The following is a 22292-nucleotide window of genomic DNA, read 5'->3' as shown; positions in this document are numbered from 1 at the left end:
CCACACCCGCGCTACTTTTTGGAGGGAAAGTTCTGATGTCGACCAATATATTCACCGGCACCATGCCTGCGTTGATGACCCCTTGCAAGGATGACCGGACACCAGATTTCGATGCGTTGGTCAGCAAGGGAAAACAGATGATCGACGCGGGCATGTCGGCAGTGGTCTATTGCGGCTCAATGGGTGATTGGCCTTTGTTGACCGACGATCAGCGAATGGAGGGGGTCGCGCGTCTGGTCGAAGCCGGGCTACCCGTCGTGGTCGGGACAGGGGCCATCAACACAAAATCCGCTGTGGCCCATGCGGCGCATGCGCAGGCGGTAGGTGCTGTTGGGCTGATGGTTATTCCGCGGGTTTTGTCGCGGGGCCGCTCTGAAGTCGCGCAAAAGAACCATTTCAAGGCGATCCTCTCTGCCGCCCCAGATGTTCCTGCGATTATCTATAACAGCCCGTACTACGGTTTCGCTACGCGCGCTGATCTGTTCTTTGCTTTGCGGGCCGAACACTCCAATCTGATCGGTTTCAAGGAATTCGGGGGCAGGGACGATCTGCGCTATGCGGCTGAGACCATCACCAGCCAAGACGCTGATGTAACCCTGATGGTCGGTGTGGATACCGAGGTTTACCACGGCATCGTCAATTGCGGTGCGACAGGGTCAATCACCGGCATCGGTACGGCCCTTCCGCGTGAGGCTTTGCTGCTGGCCGCTTTATCCAGGAAGGCGGCACAAGGTGATCCCGAGGCCCGCCAGCGCGCACAGGAGCTGACCGAGGCGATCCATGTGCTGTCAAGCTTTGATGAAGGCCCGGATCTGGTGTTGTACTACAAGCATCTACTGGTGCTGAACGGAGAGCAGGAATACCGGCTGCACTTCAATGAAACGGATGAATTAACCGATGCGCAACGAAACTATTGCGAGCAGCAGTACGACCTGTTCCGCACGTGGTTCGCCAACTGGTCCAAACAGGGCGGAGTGATCGCGGAATGCATGTGATCGACAGTCATACCGGGGGTGAGCCGACACGGGTCATCCTGAGTGGTGCCCCTGATCTGGGCAAAGGTCCGTTGGCGGATCGTGCAAGGAAATTAGCCACAGAACACAAGGGGTTTTATCGGTCGGTTATGCTGGAGCCTCGTGGGCAGCCAGCAATGGTTGGTGCGCTGCTGGTTGAGCCGGTAGATCCCACCTGTGTGACGGGGGTGATCTTTTTCGACGTGGATGCCGTGCTGGGAATGTGCGGACACGGCACCATTGGACTGACTGTTACACTGGCGTATCAAGGCAGAATTTCCGCTGGCCACCATAAGATCGAAACACCTGCGGGCGTTGTGACGGTTGAGTTGCACGATGCGCATACCGTTACGGTCACGAATATCGAAAGCCGCCGGGTTCATCGTGACGTGACATTGGACGTACCGGGCTATGGCGCGGTGACGGGCGATGTGGCCTATGGTGGGAACTGGTTCTTCATCGTCGACCCAAGCCCGATACCGGTCGAAACCGCCAATATCCGGCAACTGACCGAGATGACGGTTGCGATCCGTGAAGCCGCGATCACCTGCGGCATAGGGGGAGAGCAAGGTGAACCAATCGACCACGTGATCTTTCAAGATGCCTCGCCAAATCCTGAATTCCACAGCCGTAATTTCGTGCTGTGCCCGGATAACAACTACGACCGGTCACCTTGTGGTACTGGCAGTTCGGCGCGTCTGGCGTGTCTCGCCGCAGATGGAGCTTTGGAACCCGGCGAGGAAATAACTCAGCAAAGTGTCATCGGCAGTACCTATCGCCTGTCTTACCAGCCCGGTCCGAACCAAGGTGTCATCCCTTCAATCACCGGACAAGCCCATATCATGTCCGAAGCGACACTGGTTTTTGATGAAAACGATCCTTTCAGGGCGGGCATCGAGCTATGACACAACAGGTCGTTGTGATCGGTGCTGGCGTGATTGGCATCACAACGGCGCTGGAATTGCAACGTCGGGGACACTCAGTTCTGGTTCTGGATCGGGATGGCGTTGCAGCTCAGGCGTCGGCGGGAAATGCCGGTGCGTTTGCGTTTCCCGAGATTGAGCCATTGGCGACCCCCCGCATTATGCGAAAGGCTCCGAAATGGTTGGTTGATCCGCTGGGGCCGCTTTCCATCCCGCCTGCCTATGCGTTGAAGATCGCGCCATGGCTGTTTCGATTCTGGCAAGCCAGCCATACGGCGAAGTATCAGACCCTTCTGGGCGCACAAGCCAGCATGATGACGCATTCCGCCTCGGCGCTGACCCGCTTGATCACCGATATCGACGCAGAAGGGATGCTTCAGCGTGACGGTCAGATGCAACTGTATGAAGGCGAGCCAGAATACCGCGCCAGCTTGCCCACATGGGAATTGCGGCGCCAATACGGAATTGAATTTGATTTGCTGGAAAGCCGCGAGGCGATTGCCGAAATTCAACCCGGCCTCAGTCCGCGTTTTACACATGCAGGGTTCACGCCGAACTGGATGAATGTCGTTGATCCCAAAAAATGGGTCGAGCATTTGGCGAAGGTCTTCCAGACTCGGGGTGGGCGGATCGAACGCGGAGAGGCTCGCACGCTGTCCCCTGTCGAGGAGGGTGTGCAGATCGGGATGGCGACCAAAGAAGCGACAGCGCAAAAGGTCGTTGTATGCGCTGGCGCGTGGTCGCATCACCTTGCCAATACACTTGGTGATCACATCCCGCTTGAGACTGAGCGTGGCTATAACACTACGCTTCCTCAAGGTGCGTTTGACCTGCGCCTGCACCTGACATTTCCAAACCACGGGTTTGTTGCCACTCGGATCAACGACGGTGTGCGGATCGGTGGTGCGGTTGAATTGGGCGGGCTTTCACTGCCCCCAAACTATCGCCGGGCGGATGCGTTGCTTAGGAAGGCTGAGCAGTTCTTGCCGGGCTTGAAAACAGACGGTGGCACGCAATGGATGGGCTTTCGCCCCTCACTGCCGGATAGCCTACCGGTGATTGGCACTGCGACGCAGACGCCGGATGTGATCTATGCCTTTGGGCATGGCCACCTTGGTCTGACCCAATCCGCAGGCACGGCAGAGCTTGTCGGAGCTATCATTGATGGGCAGTCGCCACAGATTTCTTTGACCTCGTTTTCGGCCACCCGATTCTAAGGACACGATATGCGCAGCAGCAAAACCATCCACGTGATATCAGCGCATGCAGAAGGCGAGGTTGGGGACGTCATCGTGGGTGGCGTGCTTCCACCGCCCGGAGACACGCTTTGGCAGCAGCGCGCCTTCATTGCCCAAGATCGGACCCTGCGCAATTTTGTTCTGAATGAACCCCGCGGTGGTGTGTTTCGGCATGTGAACCTGCTGGTGCCACCTAAACACCCCGATGCAGACGCGGGCTTTATCATTATGGAGCCTGAAGACACACCGCCCATGTCCGGATCGAACGCGATCTGTGTGGCTACAGTCTTGCTGGATGGCGGGATCATCCCGATGCAAGAGCCGGAAACTCGTTTAAATCTTGAAGCGCCGGGCGGCTTGGTAAGGGTCCGCGCCGACTGCCGAAACGGCAAGGCCGAGCGGATTTACGTACAAAACCTGCCCAGTTTCGCCGATAAGATATCGGTTCCCTTGGAGGTTCAGGGCCTAGGTACTCTGACTGTCGATACAGCTTATGGCGGTGATAGTTTCGTCGTTGTCGATGCAGCCGCGCTTGGCGTTCAGATTGTCGAGGACGAGGCGCGGGATATTGCGCGCATGGGTGTGGCGATCACAGATGCCGCGAATGAACAGCTTGGGTTTTCCCATCCCGAAAACCCGGATTGGACGCATATCTCTTTTTGCGCTTTTTGCGGCCCGGTAAAGGCCACCAAAACCGGGTTCACCGGGACATCCGCTGTCGCCATCCAGCCGGGCAAGGTTGATCGGTCGCCGACCGGTACTGCGGTTTCGGCGCGTATGGCCCTGATGACGGCGAAGGGTCAGATGAAAGCTGGTCAAACCTTCGAGGCGGTCTCGATTATCGGCTCGCGCTTCACCGGCCAGATCATCGATAAAACCAGTGTTGCGGGCCGCCCGGCTATCATCCCCGAAATCAGAGGCCGTGGTTGGATTACCGGCATACACCAGCATATGTTGGACCCGGACGATCCCTGGCCTGACGGTTACAGGTTAAGTGACACGTGGGGTGCCGGGCGCTGAATTGCGTAAAATCATAGGGTGAATTGGCGGTTTACACCTTCCCGTGTCAATTTGCGCCCCCACTAGACGATTGATCCGAAGGCCAACCTGTTCTATGGGAGGCCCTGTCAAATCAGAGTCACCATTGGGGCGGTAAGATACACGCGCCCCGTTTAAGGCCACACAGACGTGGCACACTCTTGGATCGCACGCCCCGAAAGGCTTAAAAAAGGTAAAAGAATATGGCAGAAAAATCGAACTTCGATATATTGTATACCATTGTAGACGAAGCGCCTGAGCTGGCGAGCGCCTCGTTCCTGTCCATCATTCGCAAGTTCGCCTCGGCGGCTGGTGTCAGCGTTGGAACCAAAGATATTTCGCTGGCAGGCCGCATCATCGCGACCTTCCCCGAGAACCTGACTGACCAACAGCGCATCACCGACGATCTGGCCGCATTGGGTGAACTGGTGAAGACGCCAGAGGCAAACGTGATCAAACTGCCGAATATCTCGGCCTCGGTCCCGCAGTTGGTGGCGGCGATCGAAGAACTGCAATCGCAGGGCTACGATATCCCGAACTACCCCGAAGAGCCCTCGACCGACGAAGAAAAAGCGATCCGCGCACGGTATGACACCATCAAGGGCTCAGCTGTGAACCCGGTTCTGCGCGAAGGCAACAGTGACCGCCGCGCGGCAAAGGCAGTCAAGAACTACGCACAAAAGAACCCGCATTCGATGGGCGAGTGGGCCGCTGACAGCAAGACCAAAGTGTCATCCATGTCCGACAACGATTTCTACGCTAACGAGAAATCCGCTACAATCACCGCTGCCCAGGCAGGTGACGCCAAGATCGAATTTGTTGGCAAAGACGGCAGCGTCACAGTTCTGAAAGATGGCTGGCCGCTGGACGAAGGTACCGTGGCCGACGCGACCTTCATGTCGGTCAAGGCGCTGTCCTCGTTCCTTGCGGATGCGATTGAAGACACCAAGAAAGACGGCACCATGTTCTCGCTTCATATGAAGGCGACCATGATGAAAGTGTCGGACCCAATCATCTTTGGCTATGCCGTAAAAGCGTGGCTGGCCCCTGTGTTCGAGAAATTTGGCAGTGAATTGAGCGCGCTGGGTGTGAATCCGAACTCGGGTCTGGGTGACCTGCTGGAGCGCGTCAAAGACAACGCCGAGATCGTAGCGGCCATTGATGCGCTGAAAGGTGACCGCCCATCCATGTACATGGTCGACAGCGACAAAGGCATCACAAACCTGCACGTACCGTCCGATGTGATCATCGACGCCTCGATGCCTGCCGTGATCCGCGCGGGCGGCAAGGGCTGGGATGAGACCGGTGCAAAGGGTGACACGAACTGCGTGATCCCTGACCGCTGCTACGCCCCGGTTTACGATGAGGCCATCAATTTCTTCAAAGCCAATGGCGCGCTGAATCCGGCCACCGCCGGAGCAGTGGCCAATGTTGGCCTGATGGCCCAGAAGGCCGAGGAATACGGCAGCCACCCCACCACGTTCGAAGCACCGGCAGATGGTGCCATCCGCATCGTTCTTGCGAACGGCGAGACGTTGCACGAACATGCTGTGAAAAAAGGCGATATCTGGCGTGCCTGCACCGTAAAGAAAGCGCCGATTGAGAACTGGATTCAGTTGGCGATGGACCGTCAGCGCCTGACGGGTTCCGAAGCGATCTTCTGGCTGGACGCGAATCGCGCCCACGATGCTGAACTGATTAACTACGTCAAACCGGCGCTTGCGGCCGCTGGCGTGGCTGACAAGTTCCTGATCATGGCCCCGCGTGAGGCCACGCGTCAGTCGCTGAAGACCATCACCGCTGGCAAGGATTCGATTGCCATCACCGGCAACGTGCTGCGGGACTATCTGACCGACCTTTTCCCGATCCTGGAACTGGGCACTTCGGCCAAGATGCTGTCGATCGTAAAGTTGATGCAGGGTGGCGGTCTGTTCGAAACTGGTGCGGGCGGCTCGGCGCCGAAACACGTGCAGCAGCTGGTAGAAGAAAACCACCTGCGCTGGGACTCGATGGGTGAGTTCTGTGCTTTGGGTGAGTCGCTGAACTTCCTGGCCGACAGCGCTGGTAACGCCAAAGCCGGCGTTCTGGGGGCCGCGGCTGAGGCGGCAACGCAGGGCATTCTGGACAACAACAAATCGCCCAGCCGAAAGGTAGGTCAGCCCGACAACCGCGACAGCCACTACTGGTTTGCGCGCTACTGGGCCGAAGCGTTGGCAGCGCAGTCCGAAGATGCTGAATTGGCAGCTGAGTTTGCGCCGATTGCCAAAGAGCTGGCTGAAAAAGAACAGCAGATCCTGGGCGAATTGGCTGCCGCACAAGGCGCCCCCGCTGATCTTGGTGGGTACTATCACACCGACCCAGCCAAGACCGCTGCGGTGATGCGCCCTAGCGCGACCCTAAATGCCATCATCGGCTGAAGGCCAAAAGCCACGTTTGATGGCGTGGCTTTTATTTGAGTAAATGGGTATCTTGAATGATAAAAGGGCCGACCCCCAAAGTCGGCCCTTTTTGAGTGAGTGGCGAGGTAGAGCCTCACCGGTATAGCTGTAGTCAAACTATCAAATAAAAAATCCGAATATTGGTGAATTCCTGTATGGCAAACGCATCAGGCACGAAAGGCCGTTTGCTGTGATAATACGCTGCAAAGTGCTGCTCGAAAAAAAGGGGGCCGGTTCAAAGACCAGCCCCAGTGTATTCAGCTGAACCGAGGGATCAGTTCGAAGCTGCCATCAGTTTCTCATTATGCTCGCGGAGGGTGTCCGAGATGATGGCATACCATTCGCCGGATTCCCGCATCTCATTCAGGCCTGCGTTCAGCATGGCCACGTATTGACGGCCATATGGGTTTGTCCGGTGCGTGACAAACCGCAAACCTGCGACAGTGTTCACAAACGGATTTTCAACGATGTCATTATGGGAAAGACCCAGATCGCTCATGGCGTCAGCCGCAAGCTGAACTTCGAAAGAAGCAACATCTGCCACACCGGTCAGAACGGCATCCATGCAGTCAGTCGCTGTGACAGGTTGGATCATTGTCACGTTCGGTTCAAAAACGCCGTTCTCTTCCAAGTCGTGTGTAAACCAACCTTCCATCCGGCAAAGACGCGCGCCTTTGAAATCTTCAAACGACCGGGCCGTGGCATAGTCGCTGTCGGGCAGGGTGTAGAACCCGATTACGGTGTCGTAAACGCTGACGGTGGAATCGAACTGGGTGCAACGCTTCGTGGTTTCCGGCGACCACTCATAGCTGCGGTTGCTGCAGTCGGGGATGTACCAGGCCAGTGACACATCGAACGCACCCAGCGGCAAGAGAGTATCCAGGTGAGAGCTCCAATCGTTCACGAAGCTTGCCGAGAATTCACGGTTGTTTCCCGCCCGGTTAAGGGCCGTCGAAGCAAGACGGACAAGAAAGCCGCCGCCCGTCAGATCTTCGTCGGCAAAGGGCGCATAGTTGCCGCCGGTCACGATTTTGATCGGCGGTTCGTATACGTTGGACACTTTGTTATTGGCGTTACGTGCTTCTTCCGCGGCGATAAGGTCTTGCGCGCTTTGACCGTTTGGCAGGCTCCCGTCTTCACACGGCAAGGCAAGGACCAGGCCCGGCTCAAGGTTTGACGGGTTCAAGATCGTGTTGCGGTTCGCGTTGAAAATCGGCTGGTAGTTCGATGTGCCATAGGCGGCAATTGCGATTGTGGCCAACGTGTCGCCATCCACGACGGTGTAGTTGGTGCAGGCCTCTTGGGCGGCGGCAGCTCCGGCGCTTAGGGCGGTGGCAGCTATGGTCGATATCACGACTTTCTTCAGGTTGACTTCAAACATCTTCACTTCCTCCAGAATTTTTTGTTGTCAGGCCAGCTGGGGCCTTAGCCATTTTCCATTTGGTGGCGCAGGGCGGTTGACACGATGTCCCGCCATTCACCCGATTGCTGCATGATCGCCAGACCCTGGTTAAGCGTCTCAAGAATCGCTTCCCCATCCGGATTGTCTTTGTGGGTCATGACGTTAAGCGGCTTGATGGCCGCCAGGTTGGGGTTTTCAATGATGCGGTGCTTGTACCCAAGCCGCGCGATGGCCTCGACGGCCACGTGGGCCTCAATCGCGACGATATCGGCACTGCCGTCCATGACCGCGTGAAAGCAATCATCCGGTGCGACCGGGCGCATTAATGAGATTGCGGGTTCGTAAAGGCCCACAGCATCCATGTGCGACGTTGTCCAACCCTCGGGGCGGCAGATCGTGGCGCCAGCAAAGTCGGTATAGGTCAGCGTCTGCTCATATCCTGAGCCTTCGCGGGCGAAGAATGAGTCTACCACCTCGTAAAATGGGTTCGAGAAATCGTAGGTCTCGCAGCGATTACGATCGTTTTCCGACAGCGCTTCGGCAGTTTCACAGTTCGGGCGTGACCAGGGAAAGGTCGCGTCAAATGCGAGAGTCGGCATCAACAAGTCCAGATGCGAGGACCAGTCATTGACGAACTGTATCTTATAGCCCTGCTCGGGCGCCGCCCGCAGCATCGCCGTTTCGACGAGGTTGGTATAGAGGCCGCGATAGGGCAGAGCCTCATCCGTAAACGGCGCGTAGTTGCCTCCGGTGATCAGCAGCAACTGACGATCCCGGATTGCTGGGCTTTCACTGTCGTCTGCGTTGCGGATCAGCGCAGCCCCTTCGGCGCGGGCCGCTTCAATTTCTTCACGGGCCGCAGCCTTGGCCGCGATTACAGCTTCTTCGCTGGCCTTTTTGGCCTCAGCCTTGGCTTCAGCGACACGCGCCTCGGCGTCTGCAATGGCTTTTGCGGCCCGCTTTTCTGCGGCCGCAACCAGTTCAGCAGCCATCTCAGCTGCCATGGCTTCGGCTTCGGTTTGCGGAACTTCAGGCGCGCGCCCGATATCTTCCAGACAGGGCAGGGTCAGCACGTCGCCCACACGAATGACGTTCGGGTTATTGCCGATCACGTCGCGGTTGGCTTCAAATATGATGCGGAAATCCTCGGTCGAGTACACTTCGATCGTCAACTCCCGCAGGCTGTCGCCGCGCTGGATTTCGTAAGTCGAGCAGGCCTCTTGCGCCGAGGCGGCTCCGGCCACGGCAGCGAGTGCCAGGCTGGATATGAAAAGATGGGGTTTCATGGGTCCTGTAGCCTTGCCTTGATTAGTTTCTTGTCAGTTTCACGACACCGATCGAGGCATTGTCCTGATCCGGGTCGCCCTTGGCGTGAAGCGCCAGCAACAAGGCATCGGCGATGTCCTGTGCCCACGCATGCGCGTTGCGTTTCACGATGGCTTGAATTTCTGCATCGCTGAGATATTGCAAACCGTCACTGCCCAGGATCAGCACATCTGATGCCGTCAGGCTGAGCGGTTCCTCAGGGCAGTCCACCTTTGGAATTGCGGCACCCATAATCACCGATGTCAGCTGGTTACGATCCGGATGACCCCGCGCTTCGGCATCGGTCAAAGTGCCGTTGGCTACCTGTGCATCTATGACCGGAGCCATCGAATGATCTTCGTTGATCTGATGCAGAACTCCGTCGCGGAACAGATATAGCGGGCTGTCACCGATCGAGATCCAGTACACGCGCTGCCCCAGCAGCAGCACGCCCAACAGGGTTGACCCCATTTTGAAATTGCCGCCCATTTCGTCGCAATGTGCAGCGATAGAGGCATTGGCTTGCATTGCCGCCAAGGGCAGGGCGTCGGCGATAGAGCTTTCGGACGGCGCTGCGCCCGTAAGCTCGGCGTCCAATGCGTCGCGCCAGGCACCAATCACGAGGTCCGATGCCACGTCACCAGCAGCGTGCCCACCCATACCGTCCGCGACAACCACATATCCGGCATTGGCTGCATCGAACATGCGCGTGGCAACCGCGTCTTCCTGTGATCCGCGCTGACCCTGGTCAACGATCAGGGCAATGTCATATGCCGGTTGGGCCAGCATTTAGCTGTCATCCCGCCAGTCAAAATCGTCGTCACAGAAAGCGGCGAAGCGGATCGAAGTTTCGCTGATCCGGATCAGGTCGCCGCTGGACAACGCCACGGTGCTCAGCACAGGCTTGCCATTCAGACGAACAAGGTTGGCCTTGCCTCCGTGACCGAGGTAGCATTTCCGGTCTTCGGGGTCATAGGCGATCACGGCGTGGTTGCTGCGCGAAATGCCAGTATCACCAAAGTCCAGTTGAATGGCCTGATCATCATTGCGGCCAATCTGCATCAGACCCTCGGTCAGGGTGATGCAAGAACCACGGCCCGGTCCGGCGGTCACAACCAGCCAACCAACGGGGAATGTTTCTTTTGCGGTTGTTGTCTTGACGACCGGGTCCGAGCTTTCGATCAGATCCTGAACATGCGTGTCTGCGCGCTCAAACCCGAGGAAGGTTGTCTTGACCCGGCCGCGACGGTCATCCGCCACGGGAGCAGCGGCCGCTTGCGTCGGTTCCGGCGTTACTTCCGGCTCAGACGTTGCTTCCAGTTCGGGTGCAGTTTCAATATGAGGATCGTCCAAGATGGGCTCAACTATTTCAGCCTGCGCGGGGTTAACAGTTTCAACGACGACCTCAACAACGGACTCGTCCTGAGCATCGGTTTGCTCGGAGTCTTCGTCGGTGGCGATGTGTAAAGTGACAACCGGCTCTTCTGACCCGTGTTGCGCCTCAGCCGACTCGAAAATATTTTCTTTTGCGTCATCGGGCGCTTCGGCTTCGTCTTCGACTGTCTCGTCCGCATCGTCAGAAAACGCGGGCATATCCTCTTCCGGGATCAACTCGTCGCTGTCTTCATAGGGTTCCGCCGACGCGTTGCCGCCCGCCAGAGCGTTGCGCAGCGCGTTGAAATCCGCAATCGGTTGGGTTTTTTCGGCCTCGGGCTCGACTGCGTCTTCCACGTCGGTTTCAGGCTGGGCTTCTTTGACCTTGCCGGCACCTTCGAGAAGCCGGCTGAGGGGGCTTTTGTATTTAAACATGGTGTCGACACCTTTTTACTGTTTCAGCACAGGCATTTGGTCCTGCGGGGCTACTACTTGCCGCTGCGCGCTTTGACGCAAAGGCACGGATAATTTGGAAATCAGATCAAACTCATCTGCCGGTCCGGACCGAACCGTGAAGAGTGGCGGATTTCCAGGCGCCACCCTCAGAACTCACTGTGCAGCAGGTCACTTTCGAACCGGTCAAACTACTCCTGCTTTAGCTGCATGACTGCGTCCGTTTCCGTGCCGTTTCGCAATACGGTCAGACGCGCGTGGGGTTGGCCTTCGGCGACCAGGGTTTGAAGCACGGCATCGATGCTCTCCGGCCTATCCATCGCGACCGAGGTCTGAGACTCGGACATCAGAATATCGCCTTTTTGAAGATCACCTTTGGCCTCGGGCGGAACCGTCGTGACAACTGTCTTCCAACCTTCGCCTTCCGTGTTTCGCACAGTGAAGCCGTAACCGTTTTCCAAGCCGACCATCCGGAAGGCGGGCAGCGCCAACAGCCCGTTCTGTGCCCGGGTTTGACCCAATGACCGATAGCGTGCAGTCACGCGGATATAGCCATCGGGATCTATTGACAGATCGTCCAGCGCCTGCGCGGCGAAACTTGCATCCTCGCCGAAGGGTTCGCCGTTCAATGTATAAATCGAAGCACCGCGTTCCACCCAGTCTCCGATGACTGACATATCCCGCGAGGGATCAACGCCGGTCACGGCGATAACGGTGCCTGTGGTTGCGCGACGCCGCGAGATCTGGAATGGAATTTCAACATCCCAGTGCGAGAAAGCTACCTGCACCTCCGCCGGTGTCCCCGACGTAGGCGGGACATCGGCGGCGGGAGTGGGTTCGGCTGCCGGGGCTTGGGCCACTTCTGGTTCAGCCGAGGGGGCCTGTGTCTGCTCGACAGGGGCCTGAATGGGTTCAACGGTTGTGGGTTCCGGGTCTACCTGTTCCGGCGCGATTTCGGCTTCGGTCACCAGCTCAACTGGGGCTGGCGGCTCGATTGTTTCAGGAACTTCGGCAGGTGCTGTCAGGTCGACGGTGTCATTTTCCGGCTCAATCACCTTTTCACCAGACATCAAAAAGTACCCGGCCGCGGCCAGACCAGCGACGACGATCACAATGCCTGCAATCAATCGTCCGCCGCCTTCTGACCTACTTTTGACAATGGTATCTACTGTTGCTGGCGCTTCCTCTTTCGGTGTGTACTTGGCGAGGTCGTCGTCGTCTTTGTCTTCGTTTCCAAGGGTCAGGTCAGCGTTACCAGCCAAAAGGGCCGTCACGACCGCTTCGGCATTTTCACTCTCAGCCTTGATACGGGCCTTTTCGGCGGCCTCATCCTTGCGATCCATCGCCACAATGACCGAGACGGGGCGGTAATCGAACGTATCAAACATGACACCCGGCCCACGGAACATCCGCAGCCAATCCAGGGCGCTTTGCAGGCGGTCGGTGACGTGAACCTCCATCGCCTTGTCGATCGCCTCAAGGAAACCGTCAGGATAGCCCTTGAACCGCCCGGCGAGCGGCTCATATGGGTCTTTCTGACTGTTGTTGAAGGCGTTCAGGCGGGTCTGCCCGTCAATAGGACGCTCGCCGCTGATGGCGTGGTACAGAGTGGCAGCAAGAACGTAGAGATCACTGCTTGGCCCTTGTTCAGCACCGCGAACATAGAATTCATGTGGGGAATAGCCGTCCTTGATCACCCGTAGTGTCAGCAGCGCCGCCGATTGGTTCGCGGCCTGTTCCCGCGCGGCCCCGAAGTCGATCAGAACGGGATCACCGTTTTCATTGATCAGAATGTTATCGGGTGAGATATCGCGGTGAAGCATGCCGCTTTGATGGATGAAAGACACTGCGGACAGCATCTTTTCGGTCATCTGTACGATAAAGTCAGGGCCAGTATCTGTGTCTGGATCTTCCACGTAGTCCAGCAGGTCGCACCCTTTGACAAGATCCATCGCAATATAGGCGGTGTTGTTGTCTTCGAAGACCTGATGCACGTTGACGATATTGGGATGCACCAGACGCGCGTGGTTGCGTGCCTCTTGAATAAACAGGTCGATGATCGAGCGCAGATCGTCTTTGTATCCAGGGTTCGAGGGCTCGACCATATCGCCATTGCGAAGACACATTGCGCCTGGAAAACATTCCTTGATCACCACGTCGCGCTCAAGGCTGTCACGTGCCAGATAGGTGATGCCGAACCCGCCATTGCTGAGGAAACGCAGGACTTCATACTGCCCGCGCAACAGCTTGGCGCCGGGTTGAAGTCCTTCAATTTTAGGTTCGTCGTGCGATTCACCGACAGCCTGGTTGTGGCTCATTTCTTTCCGCCCGTTCTTTTCGTTTTGCGGTCAACTCAACTGGGAAAAACTGATCCCGTACTCACAACCAAACACAACCGCAGGACACTAAAGACGGTTAGACGTTTCAAATTTGACTTTATTGGGGCCGCCACATGGCTTCACTATGGATCATTTCGGACGGTGCACGACATGTTGTGTGCGCCGCCGTCTTCGACACACTATGCTGAAAAAGGGGCTGCACAAAATGCAGGCTAGTTGGTGTTTTGTCTCCGCCTGCGCAACGGACCCGTCGCGCTTGGCACCTGATTCTCAATGCCTCGAATCGGTGCATGACGGATCAATTTTTGCGTGAAGTTATCAGGTGCCAGTCTTCGGCTCGACCGAGTCTATCCGACTGCCCGCCCATGCAAGGTTATCGCTGAGCTGGGCCAGAATGCTGACTGCGTCATTCAGAGGCGCATCACCGCTTTCAAATTGCAGCAGAAGCAATAGGTCGGTGGCCTTTTCAAACTCACCTGGTATCCAATCTGCCGAGGGGTCAATTTCGCCCCCCTGTTCCAGGCGCTCGGCAAAATCCTCGACGATTTCCTGGCACGAATGCAAGAATGCCACAGGTTCGATATCGGATGACTCGCGCAAGTCCTCATAGATGCTGGCAATCGCGGCCAGCCAGTCTTCGAGGATCGGGTTTTCGAGCGGTGGCAAAGCGGCTTCCAGCGTGGCATGCATCGAAGCGGCATCGGGCTTTTGCGGCTCATTCTCGGGCCTGTCCAGCGTTTCCAGATAGGGTAGGAAATCCTGTTTCAGATCTGCTCTTGCAGCCTCTAGATCGGCAAGGCGACGGTCCGAGGCAATTTGCAGAACCTGTTCCGCCAGGGTTTGACCGCCGCAATCCTCCCAGAGGTCAAAATCGGGCTCGGGCTCTTGTGCCATGGCGCGCACGGCGACCGGGGTGCCAATCGGCACAACAGCGCGGAACAGATCGCCTTTTTCCTTGTTAAGCCGCGACACCACCCGATCCAAGGCGTCATTTACATGCGGCAGGTCGGTGTGGGTGACAGCCAGCAAGCTATTGCTGCGCAAGGCTTGCGGGACCTGCGACCACAGATGGCGTTCCGTCTCGCGCCAGGCGTTTGTTCCGTTGGTACACCAGATTGCGCAGTCTACAAACTTCAGCAGATCGAGTGTTGCCTTGTACGTGTCGTCCAATGCGCCGGTACCGGGCAGGTCAAACAACGAGATTTCCTGCAGCGCAGGCGTGTTCAATCCAACCGAAATGAAGTCAGGGTCATCCGCAGCAGCCTTTTCCAGCGCAATCCCGGAGTAAACCTTGGGTTCTCGGTCCCACCACCCAACCGTGGTTTCCGGCGTTTCGGAATAAGCCACGATCACAAGCGGCAATTTCAGGTGCTGAGGTCCGGTAGGCAAAATATCGGCCCCGGCCAGCATATTGGCAAGGCTGGACTTGCCCGCGCCGAATTCGCCGGCGAATCCAATATTGACGGCGTTGGACAGCCGTTCGGCATGGGCCAGCGCCCGGTCGCGCATTCCTGTCAACTCTGCGTCAGCAGACAGGTTTTCGGTCGCGTTCAGAAAGCGTTCAAGTTGCGCTACTTCCTGTTCGGTTCCGGGAAATTCAATCATTCAGCAGCCTCTGCCAGTATTTTGTCTACGTCATCTGCACCGTAAATGGTGCCCAACTCTTCCAAAATGTGTTGCGCGTAGTCACATGCCGCCTGCGCTTCGGCCCGTTCACTTGCTTCGCCGCTACCTGTCCGGTGTTCAAGATGTCCGGCCAACAATGCGAGGTAGTGATCCAGAACCGTGTTCAGCCGCTCTAGTAAATCGCTGCGCGCGGTATCCACCAGATCGTCGCCAATCATCTCGAATTCCTGCACAATCATACGTTCGGCCCGGGCAACAACGCTTTTGCGCGAAATCAGTCGCGAAAGCCAGCTGACCCTGAGTTCAACCGTTATGCCCCGCGTCAGAGCCTTGGTATCTGGGCGGAACCATCGAACGGCGCTTGTGTTCATGCGGTTGTCAGAGGAATCCTGCCAGCCCGGCAACGAACGCAGGGCCGCATTGCTTTGCATGTCGATCGAGTACAGCTCGCTCAGCATGCGCTGCCGAACCACTTGTGTCGCGCCCTGAACCAATTCGCGCATGCGGTCGCGCAGCGGGGTAAAGTTCAGCTCGGTCTCGCCACCGCTCGCCAACAATGGTGAATCACCATTCGGCCCACGCACCACGGCTGCGACCGCTTCGGCCACGGTATCGTCCATGACACCGCGCAGGTTGGCCAGAACGTCATCCATATCGTTGACGATCTCGGTCGTTTTCTGGGCAACAAGCTTGCGCAGGTCTGTGAGAGTCTTGTGATTTTCGTCGCCGGTTTCGGCTTTCGAACCGCTTTCTTCCTCGATGGCGCGGATGTGGGCCTTGCTGCGCTCAACCTCACCTTGGGCAAAGCTATTGAGGTGCTGCCACGCCATCCGCAACTGCTCATTCCGCGGGCCCTCGGTCAGGGCACTGGTCACGTGGCGGCGCAGGTCAGGCAAGCCCGAGGCAACCATTGCAGCAAAGCGCAATACGCCTTCACGGCTGATCGGGCCGGACCCTTGTTTGATCTCTGCCACGCCGTCCAGATATTGCTTCATCTGGTCCGGATGCGCACGCAGCCATGCCAGAACCTCATCATGGTTAATACCAGTCTCATCCCCGGTCAGGGCATAGTGCGCCCACTGTGCGCTACCCATCAGCACGTCGATGTCTGAGTTGCCAAGCGCCTTTTCGAGACCGTCCACAACATCGGCCCGAACTTTGGTCGCATCATCGGCACCGCCGCCCAGTTCATCAACGCGGTTGATGAAGACGACGATCTGACCCAATTCCAGCGCCTGCATCAGACGGAACAGTTTCAGGTCGGCGCGCGAAAGGGCCTGATGTGCAGACAGTACCACGACGAAAAAGTCGGATTCCTTGAGGTATTGGCGCGAGATCTCCTCGCGGATCAAAAGCGGGTCATTAACACCGGGCGTGTCCGTCACGGTCAAGGGGTAGGGGAAGTGGCCGATGTCGAAATAAACCTCGGCCTTGCGCGTGATGTCGCTGTACAGTCCCCGGTCCGACCCTGGATCATACGCACCCTCATCGGTTGGATCGTCGCCTGCGCAGACATAGCGCGCCAGATCGTCCGAGTTCAGGCTGTCCAGGTCATGATGCTGGCCGAGCAGGTGTTTGTAGCTTTCCCCCAGACGCAGCTTGGCGCGGGTCTTCATTGCCTCGACCTGCTCTTCGATCATCTCGCGCTTATAACTGTCCTCATCATCGGGGAACATATTGCGCAACTCTTCGCCTTCGGCGATCAGCGCCTGCCATTGGCGGTTGTCGAAGAAATGGAATTCAGCCCCCGAGGTGCGGCCAGACGGGTGCCCGAAATGCATGTCGGTAATCACCGTTGTCCAAGGATTCACATCCGAAGGGAGAAATTCTGCTTGCCCCGTGAAACCATTGATCAGGCGCGATTTGCCAGCCTTGATCTGTCCGACAAAGGCGATTGAGGGTTTGAGGTTCTTCAGATCACTGACAATTCGCGAAATGAATTGCCGGGTCTCTTCGTTTGAGATCCCGTTCATGTCCTCGGCAATACGGATCAACTCGCGACGATTGGTTTCACTCATAAACTTTACCCTGGCAACATATAAAAGCGCGCCAAACGCGCCGAAAAACTGATTGTATCGGACGCAATCATCCGTCCGGCCTTTTTAAAGCTGCCCACAGATTGACGACCGCGCCCAACTTGCGTGCCTCGTGAACGGCCAGAGCGGCATTTGTGCCATCGTTCAAAACGGCCAACCCGGTGCCTTTGCCGCCAGACGGCCGTATGACAATAAGCTGCGGATGGTCCATTGTGTTGGCCGTGTCGTCATCCCATCTCGCAAGATCGCGGGCGAAACTGGCCAACAAATCGGGTTTGGGGTGCAGGGGCTCTCCGTCTTTGCAGGCACCATCCGCAAGCAGCGCGGCGCCATCCGTGATCAGTACCCGCCCTTGGGCAAACCGTTCTGCGCCATCAAAAAAACGCTGTGCCAAAGTATCTGTGCTGTCAGCCTCTGGCGTTTCTTCTGTGGGCTTCAAACTTTCAGGACTGGCGTCAACGATGGATATGACCGGCTCTACCGGCTGCTCCATATCCGCGCAGGAGGCTTCGATCTCGCTGAAGGTGATACCAACGTCATCCGCTTCAAGCGCGGTATCAGGTTGAAGAGAAATCAATTGGAGCGGAGCAGGTGCACAAGCGATATCGGTCACCAGTTGCGCCAGCTTGACTGCAAGGTCCTGGCGCAGTTCCGTTTCGAAATCCGGGGCTACACCGGACGGGACCCGGAACACGTCAGTTACCCGAGAGCTGTTCACTTCGATGGCAAGGCAATCGCCATTGGCCGCGGTAAATTCCAATCGGCGGGGCAGGATTGTACCGCGAATGGCGTGCAGCACTTTTTCGCGCCGAGCCATAGCGGTATCACCGGGCACAGTAACCGCCGGATTCAGGCGGGCAACAGACGAGCGCCCGATTTCATTGAGCATCTCAAGTATGTCCGTATCCATCATGCCGTGACCCCCCTCTGGGCCGGTCTAGACTGCGGCCGCGACTGGCCCCAGGCTGAGATGCGATTTCGTCAGCGCCAACCCGACGTTGGCACTGTTGCGACAAATGTAGCAGACCACGTGATCAGGATATTCCTGAGTCCGCAGAAATATGTTTAGCCGATCCTTCGAAAACACCGCGATTTCCCCAAATCCCGGGTTGCCCGAGTCCTCTGCCTTGGCCGAGCGAAGCAGTTCCTCAAACGCTTTGATTCCCCGGCCCTGAAACAGGTTAGCCACGGCAAGGGCCAGACTGTCCAGAACCTCAGCGCTGTCAGAGTCTAAGGTGTTGATCCCCAGCAACATTCCCGTTTCCATGTCGACATACCCGGCTGCAATGCAGTCGGGTATGGTTTCCATCGCGGAGCGGAGTGCGGTTTCAATTGTCATTGCTTGCTACCTGTGTCTCCTTTTACAGCGCATGGCGTTCCGCCCCACCGTTTTTCGACGCACTCGGAACAGGATGCACCGGTTCTTTGGCTTGACGGGCGTAGTGTTCGGCTGCGATCTGGTCGAATTCTTCGAGGAAATCGTTGAAAACCTTTTTTATCCCTTCAGCGTCATCCGGCAAGTCGTCGTCAGCGGAGATTTCGCGCCACATGGACGCGGCACTGAGTGCAGTTTCGCTTGTGACACTCAGCACGTCTTTGAGCGTCTTGCGGCTTTCGTCTGGCGCATCGGAGTCGTCGGCAGTTGTTACGTTGGCCAGAGGAACAATCTGCATGTCGACAAGGCCGTTAGATTCAGGCTCGGGCTCATACTCGTCCTCAGCGCCTTTCGACTGCTCGGCCAACAAGGCGGTGATGGACGACACCGAAAGCTCGGCGCGCTTTTCGTTGGGTTCCGACGTATCAACTGCCTCAGACACGTCAGCGGGTTCATCTTCGGAAGAACCTATGATTGGATCGGATGTGCTTGACGCAGGATCTTCCGCTTGTACGTCGGACAACAGGTCGTCGGCGTCGTCCTCGTCCAGCTCATCGTCGTCTGCCAAGTCCAACGCATCATCGTTGTTTGGTAAGTCCTTGTGATCGGCAAGGCTCAGGCCGTTGCTCGGCGTGTCCCGGAAAAACGCGCGCAGCTCGTCTTCCTCGCTGGCCTCAACCGGTTGGGACGCCTGTGTTTCGGCAGCCATTTCGGCACGCAAACGCTCTGCCTTGGCCGCGTCGATGCGCTCGTCGCGGTCGGAGTCTTCATTTCGGCGCTCAACACGGGTCGGACGGACGGGGAAGCTGGTGACAACTTCGTCTGCAAGTGCCGCTCCAGAGTCTGGAACCGGGTTCACCAGCTTCAATGGGGCCGTATCGTCACCCTGTTCTGATTTCCGCTTCGGGCGGGTCGGTTGAATGCGGGGTTCGTCGGACAAGCTGTTGTCGATCTGATACCGCGCAAGCATATCGGCGCGGTGATCCATGATCTGTTCGGTGATTTCAAGAAAGCTGTCGACCATCTTGCCGCCACCGCTGCGTGTCCAAAGCTCGGCATCGCCGCTTTTGTCCCGCGCAACGATGGCGTCGCGGGCCGAGAAAAGGATTGACCGATTGAACAGATGCCCCGCCTCACGATTCACTCGGCGCAGCACTTTCTGGCGGTCTTTGGCCCCAAGCGCGTCAGCCCGGGTGACCAGCAAAAGCGAGTTGTGCTGCAATCGTTCGGGTAGCGATACCCATGTCGCCCGCTCTGTTTCCCGCCAAGCCTGGGTCGCGTGCGTACACCACAGCACGCCATTGGCTTGTCCAACCGCGCGGCGCCAAACATCGCTTGAAATCTTCGGGTCCGAGATACCGGGGGTGTCGATTAAGTCGACCGCTTCAAGAATATCAGATTCAAAAAAAATGCGCACGAATTGGGCGTCATTCACTCCCACGGCGTGCAATTGATCGACAGTGATGTCCTCTTGCGTGCCGTCTTCGCGCTGAAGGTAAGCCGACTGTTTGCCCCAACTGAACCAGACGGGTGGCAACTGTGTGGCAGTGACTTGGGTCGGCAATGCGTGAGAGCGCAGCAAGAAGTTCATCAGTGTCGATTTTCCGGCGCTGAACTCCCCCATCAGTGCAAAAATCGGTTTGCGCCGGGACCACTGCTCGATGCGTTCCCATGCCTTAGGAGATACGAAGCGGGTTTGTGTGTCTTTTGCCATGTCGATACTTATGCTGCCTCGTTACTAAGATCTTTCAGGATATCGCCCAGGATATCGTCGCGTGACTTCTTGGGCGTCATGCCCGCCATCAGGGCGGCCTGGTTTGGGTCCTGCTCGGCCGAGGCCGAAATGCTCAGCAGGGTCTCGCTCTGCTCGCGCAGGAAATCGGTCAGACCTGCGCGAACGTTTTCCAGAACCGCCGCAATCTGGTTTTCTTCAAGGTCCTTTGTGATCGAGTTCGCCTCGGACGCTATCAGGCGCGTGTAGTCTGCGGCATATGCCTCGAACCCTTTGCGACGTTGCCACCAACGACGCCACCATGTGCTTTGCAAATCCAGTGCGATGGTGCGCCCGATGCCCAATGGCGGTGGGACGCGGGGCACGATAGGCGCTTCGATGCTGAATTCGCCCAGATGATTTCCCAGCAGCTTTTGATACAGTGCCTCGACATCATTTGCAGCCGCGCTGTAAAGCGCGCCAGCCTCTTTGCGCATTGAGCGTGCGAAACTGAAGTAAGCCGCCTTTTGCAGCGTCCGCAGGCCCGCGGGGTCGTACTGCCAGGTACCCTGTTCACCTTTCTTCTCAAGATGTGCGATCAACGAATCCGTGGCGCGTTTTACAAAACTGGTTTCGGCTGATTTGAGACGTTGCAGCACTTTGTCCCGCAATGAGGCCGTCAGTTCAGCCACCTTCTTTTCATATTCTTCGGTCACCTTGGCGACCGCCTCTTCGGGTGCGACCCCGTCCATCTCACGCACAACGCCTTGCCCCTTGGACAGCGTCTTGGCCACTGCTGTCGCGCGAATTTGGCTGGCGATGTTGCGGGCGCGATGACGCACACGGTCCAGCAGGCGGGTGCCAGCCCCTTCGGCGATCCGCTCATTCATTGCGAGCAACAGATCAGGAAGGCCAGACAGCGCCCAGATCTTGTCAAGCGAGGGGGCCTGATCTCCGAATCCGGCCGCCAGATAGAAGGTGTTGAGCGCCCGACGTGATTCTTCTGTCAGAATATCGGGATTGCCGGTCAGGGCAGCCTCGGCCCAAAGCGCGCTGCCGAACACAACGCTTGTGTTTGTGTCGATGTTATTCTGTTTCAGCGTGTCTTTGATCCGGTCACGAATCTCGGGCACTTGATTGACCGGATCGGACAATTCGTCGATGCGGTTCACGAACAGGATAATCTGCCGATTTTCGAACTGCGCGATGATCCGCATCAGCGCCATGTCCATGGTGGTCAACGCCTGGCTTGCGGCCAATACAACAACACAGACTTCCGAACCGCGAAGGCTGCGCAAGGTAATCTGCTCACGCACCATGAAGGTATCGTTGACGCCGGGCGTATCGCACAGTTTTAGCGAGATTGGGTATTGCGGAATGTCCATGAACAGTTCCGCCGACTTGGTCACATCGGCAAAGCGCCCGGTCTTTGGATTGATATCCGGGTCGTCCTCGTCACCCAGGCAGACATAGCGCTGAATCAACTCTTCGTCGAAATACTCATACTGGTGGCTCTGCCCTAGAAGCAGGTCGAAATGCTGGCCAAGACGGGCTTCGGACTTGGCTTTCATTTCACTGATTTGACGCCGGATATCATCCATTTCGTCATCAGCACCGGCACGGTTGGCCAGCTCACCAAGACGACCGCCGCCGACCATCAGATTGTCCCACTCTTCCTGCTCAAAAAAGGTGAACTTGGCCTTTTTGTCGCCTTCGGTGCGCGTGTTGATGTTTAACGTGGTCACCACCGAGGTCCACGGGTTTACGTCCGACGGCAGGAGGGCAGGGCGCCCCGCCAGAATGTTCACGATCGAAGATTTACCTGCTTTGACCTGTCCAACCAGCGTCACGCTGGCCGTGAAGTTCTCCATCCGCGTCTTAAGTGTCGCCAACCGCGCCGAGGACCGGGCATCTGCCACTTCGGTCAACTGGTCGATCTGGGTCGCAAGCGAAGCCATGGCCGTGGTCATCGGCGACAGCGCTTCGTTTCCTACGGACAGAAGGTGGTCGTTTCGGGCCAT

16 protein-coding genes are annotated in these 22292 nt (G+C 57.3%); 5 read left to right on the top strand and 11 right to left on the bottom strand.

Features of this window, described 5'->3' with window-relative positions; translation table 11 throughout:
* Positions 1-35 precede the first annotated feature (35 nt).
* The 5 genes from AVO44_RS05200 (at position 36) to AVO44_RS05180 (ending at position 6629) form a co-directional block, all read left to right on the top strand.
* Positions 36-995: a dihydrodipicolinate synthase family protein gene (locus tag AVO44_RS05200; RefSeq protein WP_068333556.1), complete on the top strand. Its 960-nt coding sequence runs from the start codon at positions 36-38 to the stop codon at positions 993-995.
* On the top strand, positions 986-1918 hold the full coding sequence (locus AVO44_RS05195) for a 4-hydroxyproline epimerase (RefSeq protein WP_068333553.1): 933 nt from the start codon (positions 986-988) through the stop codon (positions 1916-1918). Before AVO44_RS05200 ends, AVO44_RS05195 begins: the two co-directional genes overlap by 10 nt.
* Positions 1915-3153, top strand: coding sequence for an NAD(P)/FAD-dependent oxidoreductase (locus AVO44_RS05190; RefSeq protein WP_068333551.1), 1239 nt, complete (start codon positions 1915-1917; stop codon positions 3151-3153). Before AVO44_RS05195 ends, AVO44_RS05190 begins: the two co-directional genes overlap by 4 nt.
* 9 nt (positions 3154-3162) lie before the next feature.
* On the top strand, positions 3163-4194 hold the full coding sequence (locus AVO44_RS05185; protein WP_068333546.1) for a trans-3-hydroxy-L-proline dehydratase: 1032 nt from the start codon (positions 3163-3165) through the stop codon (positions 4192-4194).
* Positions 4195-4415: 221 nt separating this feature from the next.
* Positions 4416-6629 (top strand): NADP-dependent isocitrate dehydrogenase, encoded by a 2214-nt coding sequence (locus AVO44_RS05180; RefSeq protein WP_068333543.1) that lies wholly within the window; start codon positions 4416-4418, stop codon positions 6627-6629.
* Positions 6630-6924: 295 nt separating this feature from the next.
* Here AVO44_RS05180 and AVO44_RS05175 read toward each other — a convergent pair whose 3' ends face one another.
* From AVO44_RS05175 to AVO44_RS05125, 11 genes are all read right to left on the bottom strand, one after another.
* Complete coding sequence (locus tag AVO44_RS05175) at positions 6925-8031, bottom strand: transporter substrate-binding domain-containing protein (protein ID WP_068333540.1); 1107 nt, start codon at positions 8029-8031, stop codon at positions 6925-6927.
* 44 nt (positions 8032-8075) lie between these two features.
* Positions 8076-9338, bottom strand: a complete 1263-nt coding sequence (locus tag AVO44_RS05170; RefSeq protein ID WP_068333537.1) for a transporter substrate-binding domain-containing protein — start codon at positions 9336-9338, stop codon at positions 8076-8078.
* A gap of 22 nt (positions 9339-9360) precedes the next feature.
* Positions 9361-10146 carry a PP2C family protein-serine/threonine phosphatase gene (locus AVO44_RS05165; RefSeq protein ID WP_068333534.1) on the bottom strand — a complete coding sequence of 262 codons (786 nt, stop codon included), beginning with the start codon at positions 10144-10146 and terminating at the stop codon, positions 9361-9363.
* Positions 10147-11166 (bottom strand): FHA domain-containing protein, encoded by a 1020-nt coding sequence (locus tag AVO44_RS05160; protein ID WP_068333530.1) that lies wholly within the window; start codon positions 11164-11166, stop codon positions 10147-10149. It abuts the gene before it with no gap.
* A gap of 209 nt (positions 11167-11375) precedes the next feature.
* A complete protein-coding gene (locus AVO44_RS05155) occupies positions 11376-13502 on the bottom strand; it encodes a serine/threonine protein kinase (protein ID WP_068333527.1) in 2127 nt (708 codons plus the stop codon).
* Between the two features lie 339 nt (positions 13503-13841).
* Positions 13842-15128, bottom strand: a complete 1287-nt coding sequence (locus tag AVO44_RS05150) for a dynamin family protein (protein ID WP_068333524.1) — start codon at positions 15126-15128, stop codon at positions 13842-13844.
* Positions 15125-17167: a dynamin family protein gene (locus AVO44_RS05145; RefSeq protein WP_068333521.1), complete on the bottom strand. Its 2043-nt coding sequence runs from the start codon at positions 17165-17167 to the stop codon at positions 15125-15127. Before AVO44_RS05145 ends, AVO44_RS05150 begins: the two co-directional genes overlap by 4 nt.
* Positions 17168-17234: 67 nt before the next feature.
* Positions 17235-18098 carry a hypothetical protein gene (locus tag AVO44_RS05140; protein WP_068333518.1) on the bottom strand — a complete coding sequence of 288 codons (864 nt, stop codon included), beginning with the start codon at positions 18096-18098 and terminating at the stop codon, positions 17235-17237.
* A gap of 24 nt (positions 18099-18122) precedes the next feature.
* The gene (locus AVO44_RS05135; RefSeq protein WP_068333514.1) at positions 18123-18524 is read right to left on the bottom strand and encodes a hypothetical protein; all 402 of its coding nucleotides are present in this window, start codon (positions 18522-18524) and stop codon (positions 18123-18125) included.
* A 22-nt stretch (positions 18525-18546) separates the two neighbouring features.
* Positions 18547-20274 (bottom strand): dynamin family protein, encoded by a 1728-nt coding sequence (locus tag AVO44_RS05130; protein ID WP_068333512.1) that lies wholly within the window; start codon positions 20272-20274, stop codon positions 18547-18549.
* An 8-nt stretch (positions 20275-20282) separates the two neighbouring features.
* A complete protein-coding gene (locus AVO44_RS05125; protein WP_068333509.1) occupies positions 20283-22292 on the bottom strand; it encodes a dynamin family protein in 2010 nt (669 codons plus the stop codon).

Source organism: Ruegeria profundi (assembly GCF_001507545.1).
GTDB lineage: Bacteria > Pseudomonadota > Alphaproteobacteria > Rhodobacterales > Rhodobacteraceae > Ruegeria > Ruegeria profundi.
This window is presented reverse-complemented; position numbering and strand designations above follow the sequence as displayed.

What these genes read in the sequence shown, in the direction of transcription:
- AVO44_RS05200 (WP_068333556.1), top strand. Translation starts at nt 36, where the DNA reads ATGTCGACCAATATATTCACCGGCACCATGCCTGCGTTGATGACCCCT.
- AVO44_RS05195 (WP_068333553.1), top strand. Translation starts at nt 986, where the DNA reads ATGCATGTGATCGACAGTCATACCGGGGGTGAGCCGACACGGGTCATC.
- AVO44_RS05190 (WP_068333551.1), top strand. Translation starts at nt 1,915, where the DNA reads ATGACACAACAGGTCGTTGTGATCGGTGCTGGCGTGATTGGCATCACA.
- AVO44_RS05185 (WP_068333546.1), top strand. Translation starts at nt 3,163, where the DNA reads ATGCGCAGCAGCAAAACCATCCACGTGATATCAGCGCATGCAGAAGGC.
- AVO44_RS05180 (WP_068333543.1), top strand. Translation starts at nt 4,416, where the DNA reads ATGGCAGAAAAATCGAACTTCGATATATTGTATACCATTGTAGACGAA.
- AVO44_RS05175 (WP_068333540.1), bottom strand. Translation starts at nt 8,031, where the DNA reads ATGTTTGAAGTCAACCTGAAGAAAGTCGTGATATCGACCATAGCTGCC.
- AVO44_RS05170 (WP_068333537.1), bottom strand. Translation starts at nt 9,338, where the DNA reads ATGAAACCCCATCTTTTCATATCCAGCCTGGCACTCGCTGCCGTGGCC.
- AVO44_RS05165 (WP_068333534.1), bottom strand. Translation starts at nt 10,146, where the DNA reads ATGCTGGCCCAACCGGCATATGACATTGCCCTGATCGTTGACCAGGGT.
- AVO44_RS05160 (WP_068333530.1), bottom strand. Translation starts at nt 11,166, where the DNA reads ATGTTTAAATACAAAAGCCCCCTCAGCCGGCTTCTCGAAGGTGCCGGC.
- AVO44_RS05155 (WP_068333527.1), bottom strand. Translation starts at nt 13,502, where the DNA reads ATGAGCCACAACCAGGCTGTCGGTGAATCGCACGACGAACCTAAAATT.
- AVO44_RS05150 (WP_068333524.1), bottom strand. Translation starts at nt 15,128, where the DNA reads ATGATTGAATTTCCCGGAACCGAACAGGAAGTAGCGCAACTTGAACGC.
- AVO44_RS05145 (WP_068333521.1), bottom strand. Translation starts at nt 17,167, where the DNA reads ATGAGTGAAACCAATCGTCGCGAGTTGATCCGTATTGCCGAGGACATG.
- AVO44_RS05140 (WP_068333518.1), bottom strand. Translation starts at nt 18,098, where the DNA reads ATGATGGATACGGACATACTTGAGATGCTCAATGAAATCGGGCGCTCG.
- AVO44_RS05135 (WP_068333514.1), bottom strand. Translation starts at nt 18,524, where the DNA reads ATGACAATTGAAACCGCACTCCGCTCCGCGATGGAAACCATACCCGAC.
- AVO44_RS05130 (WP_068333512.1), bottom strand. Translation starts at nt 20,274, where the DNA reads ATGGCAAAAGACACACAAACCCGCTTCGTATCTCCTAAGGCATGGGAA.
- AVO44_RS05125 (WP_068333509.1), bottom strand. Translation starts at nt 22,292, where the DNA reads ATGGCCCGAAACGACCACCTTCTGTCCGTAGGAAACGAAGCGCTGTCG.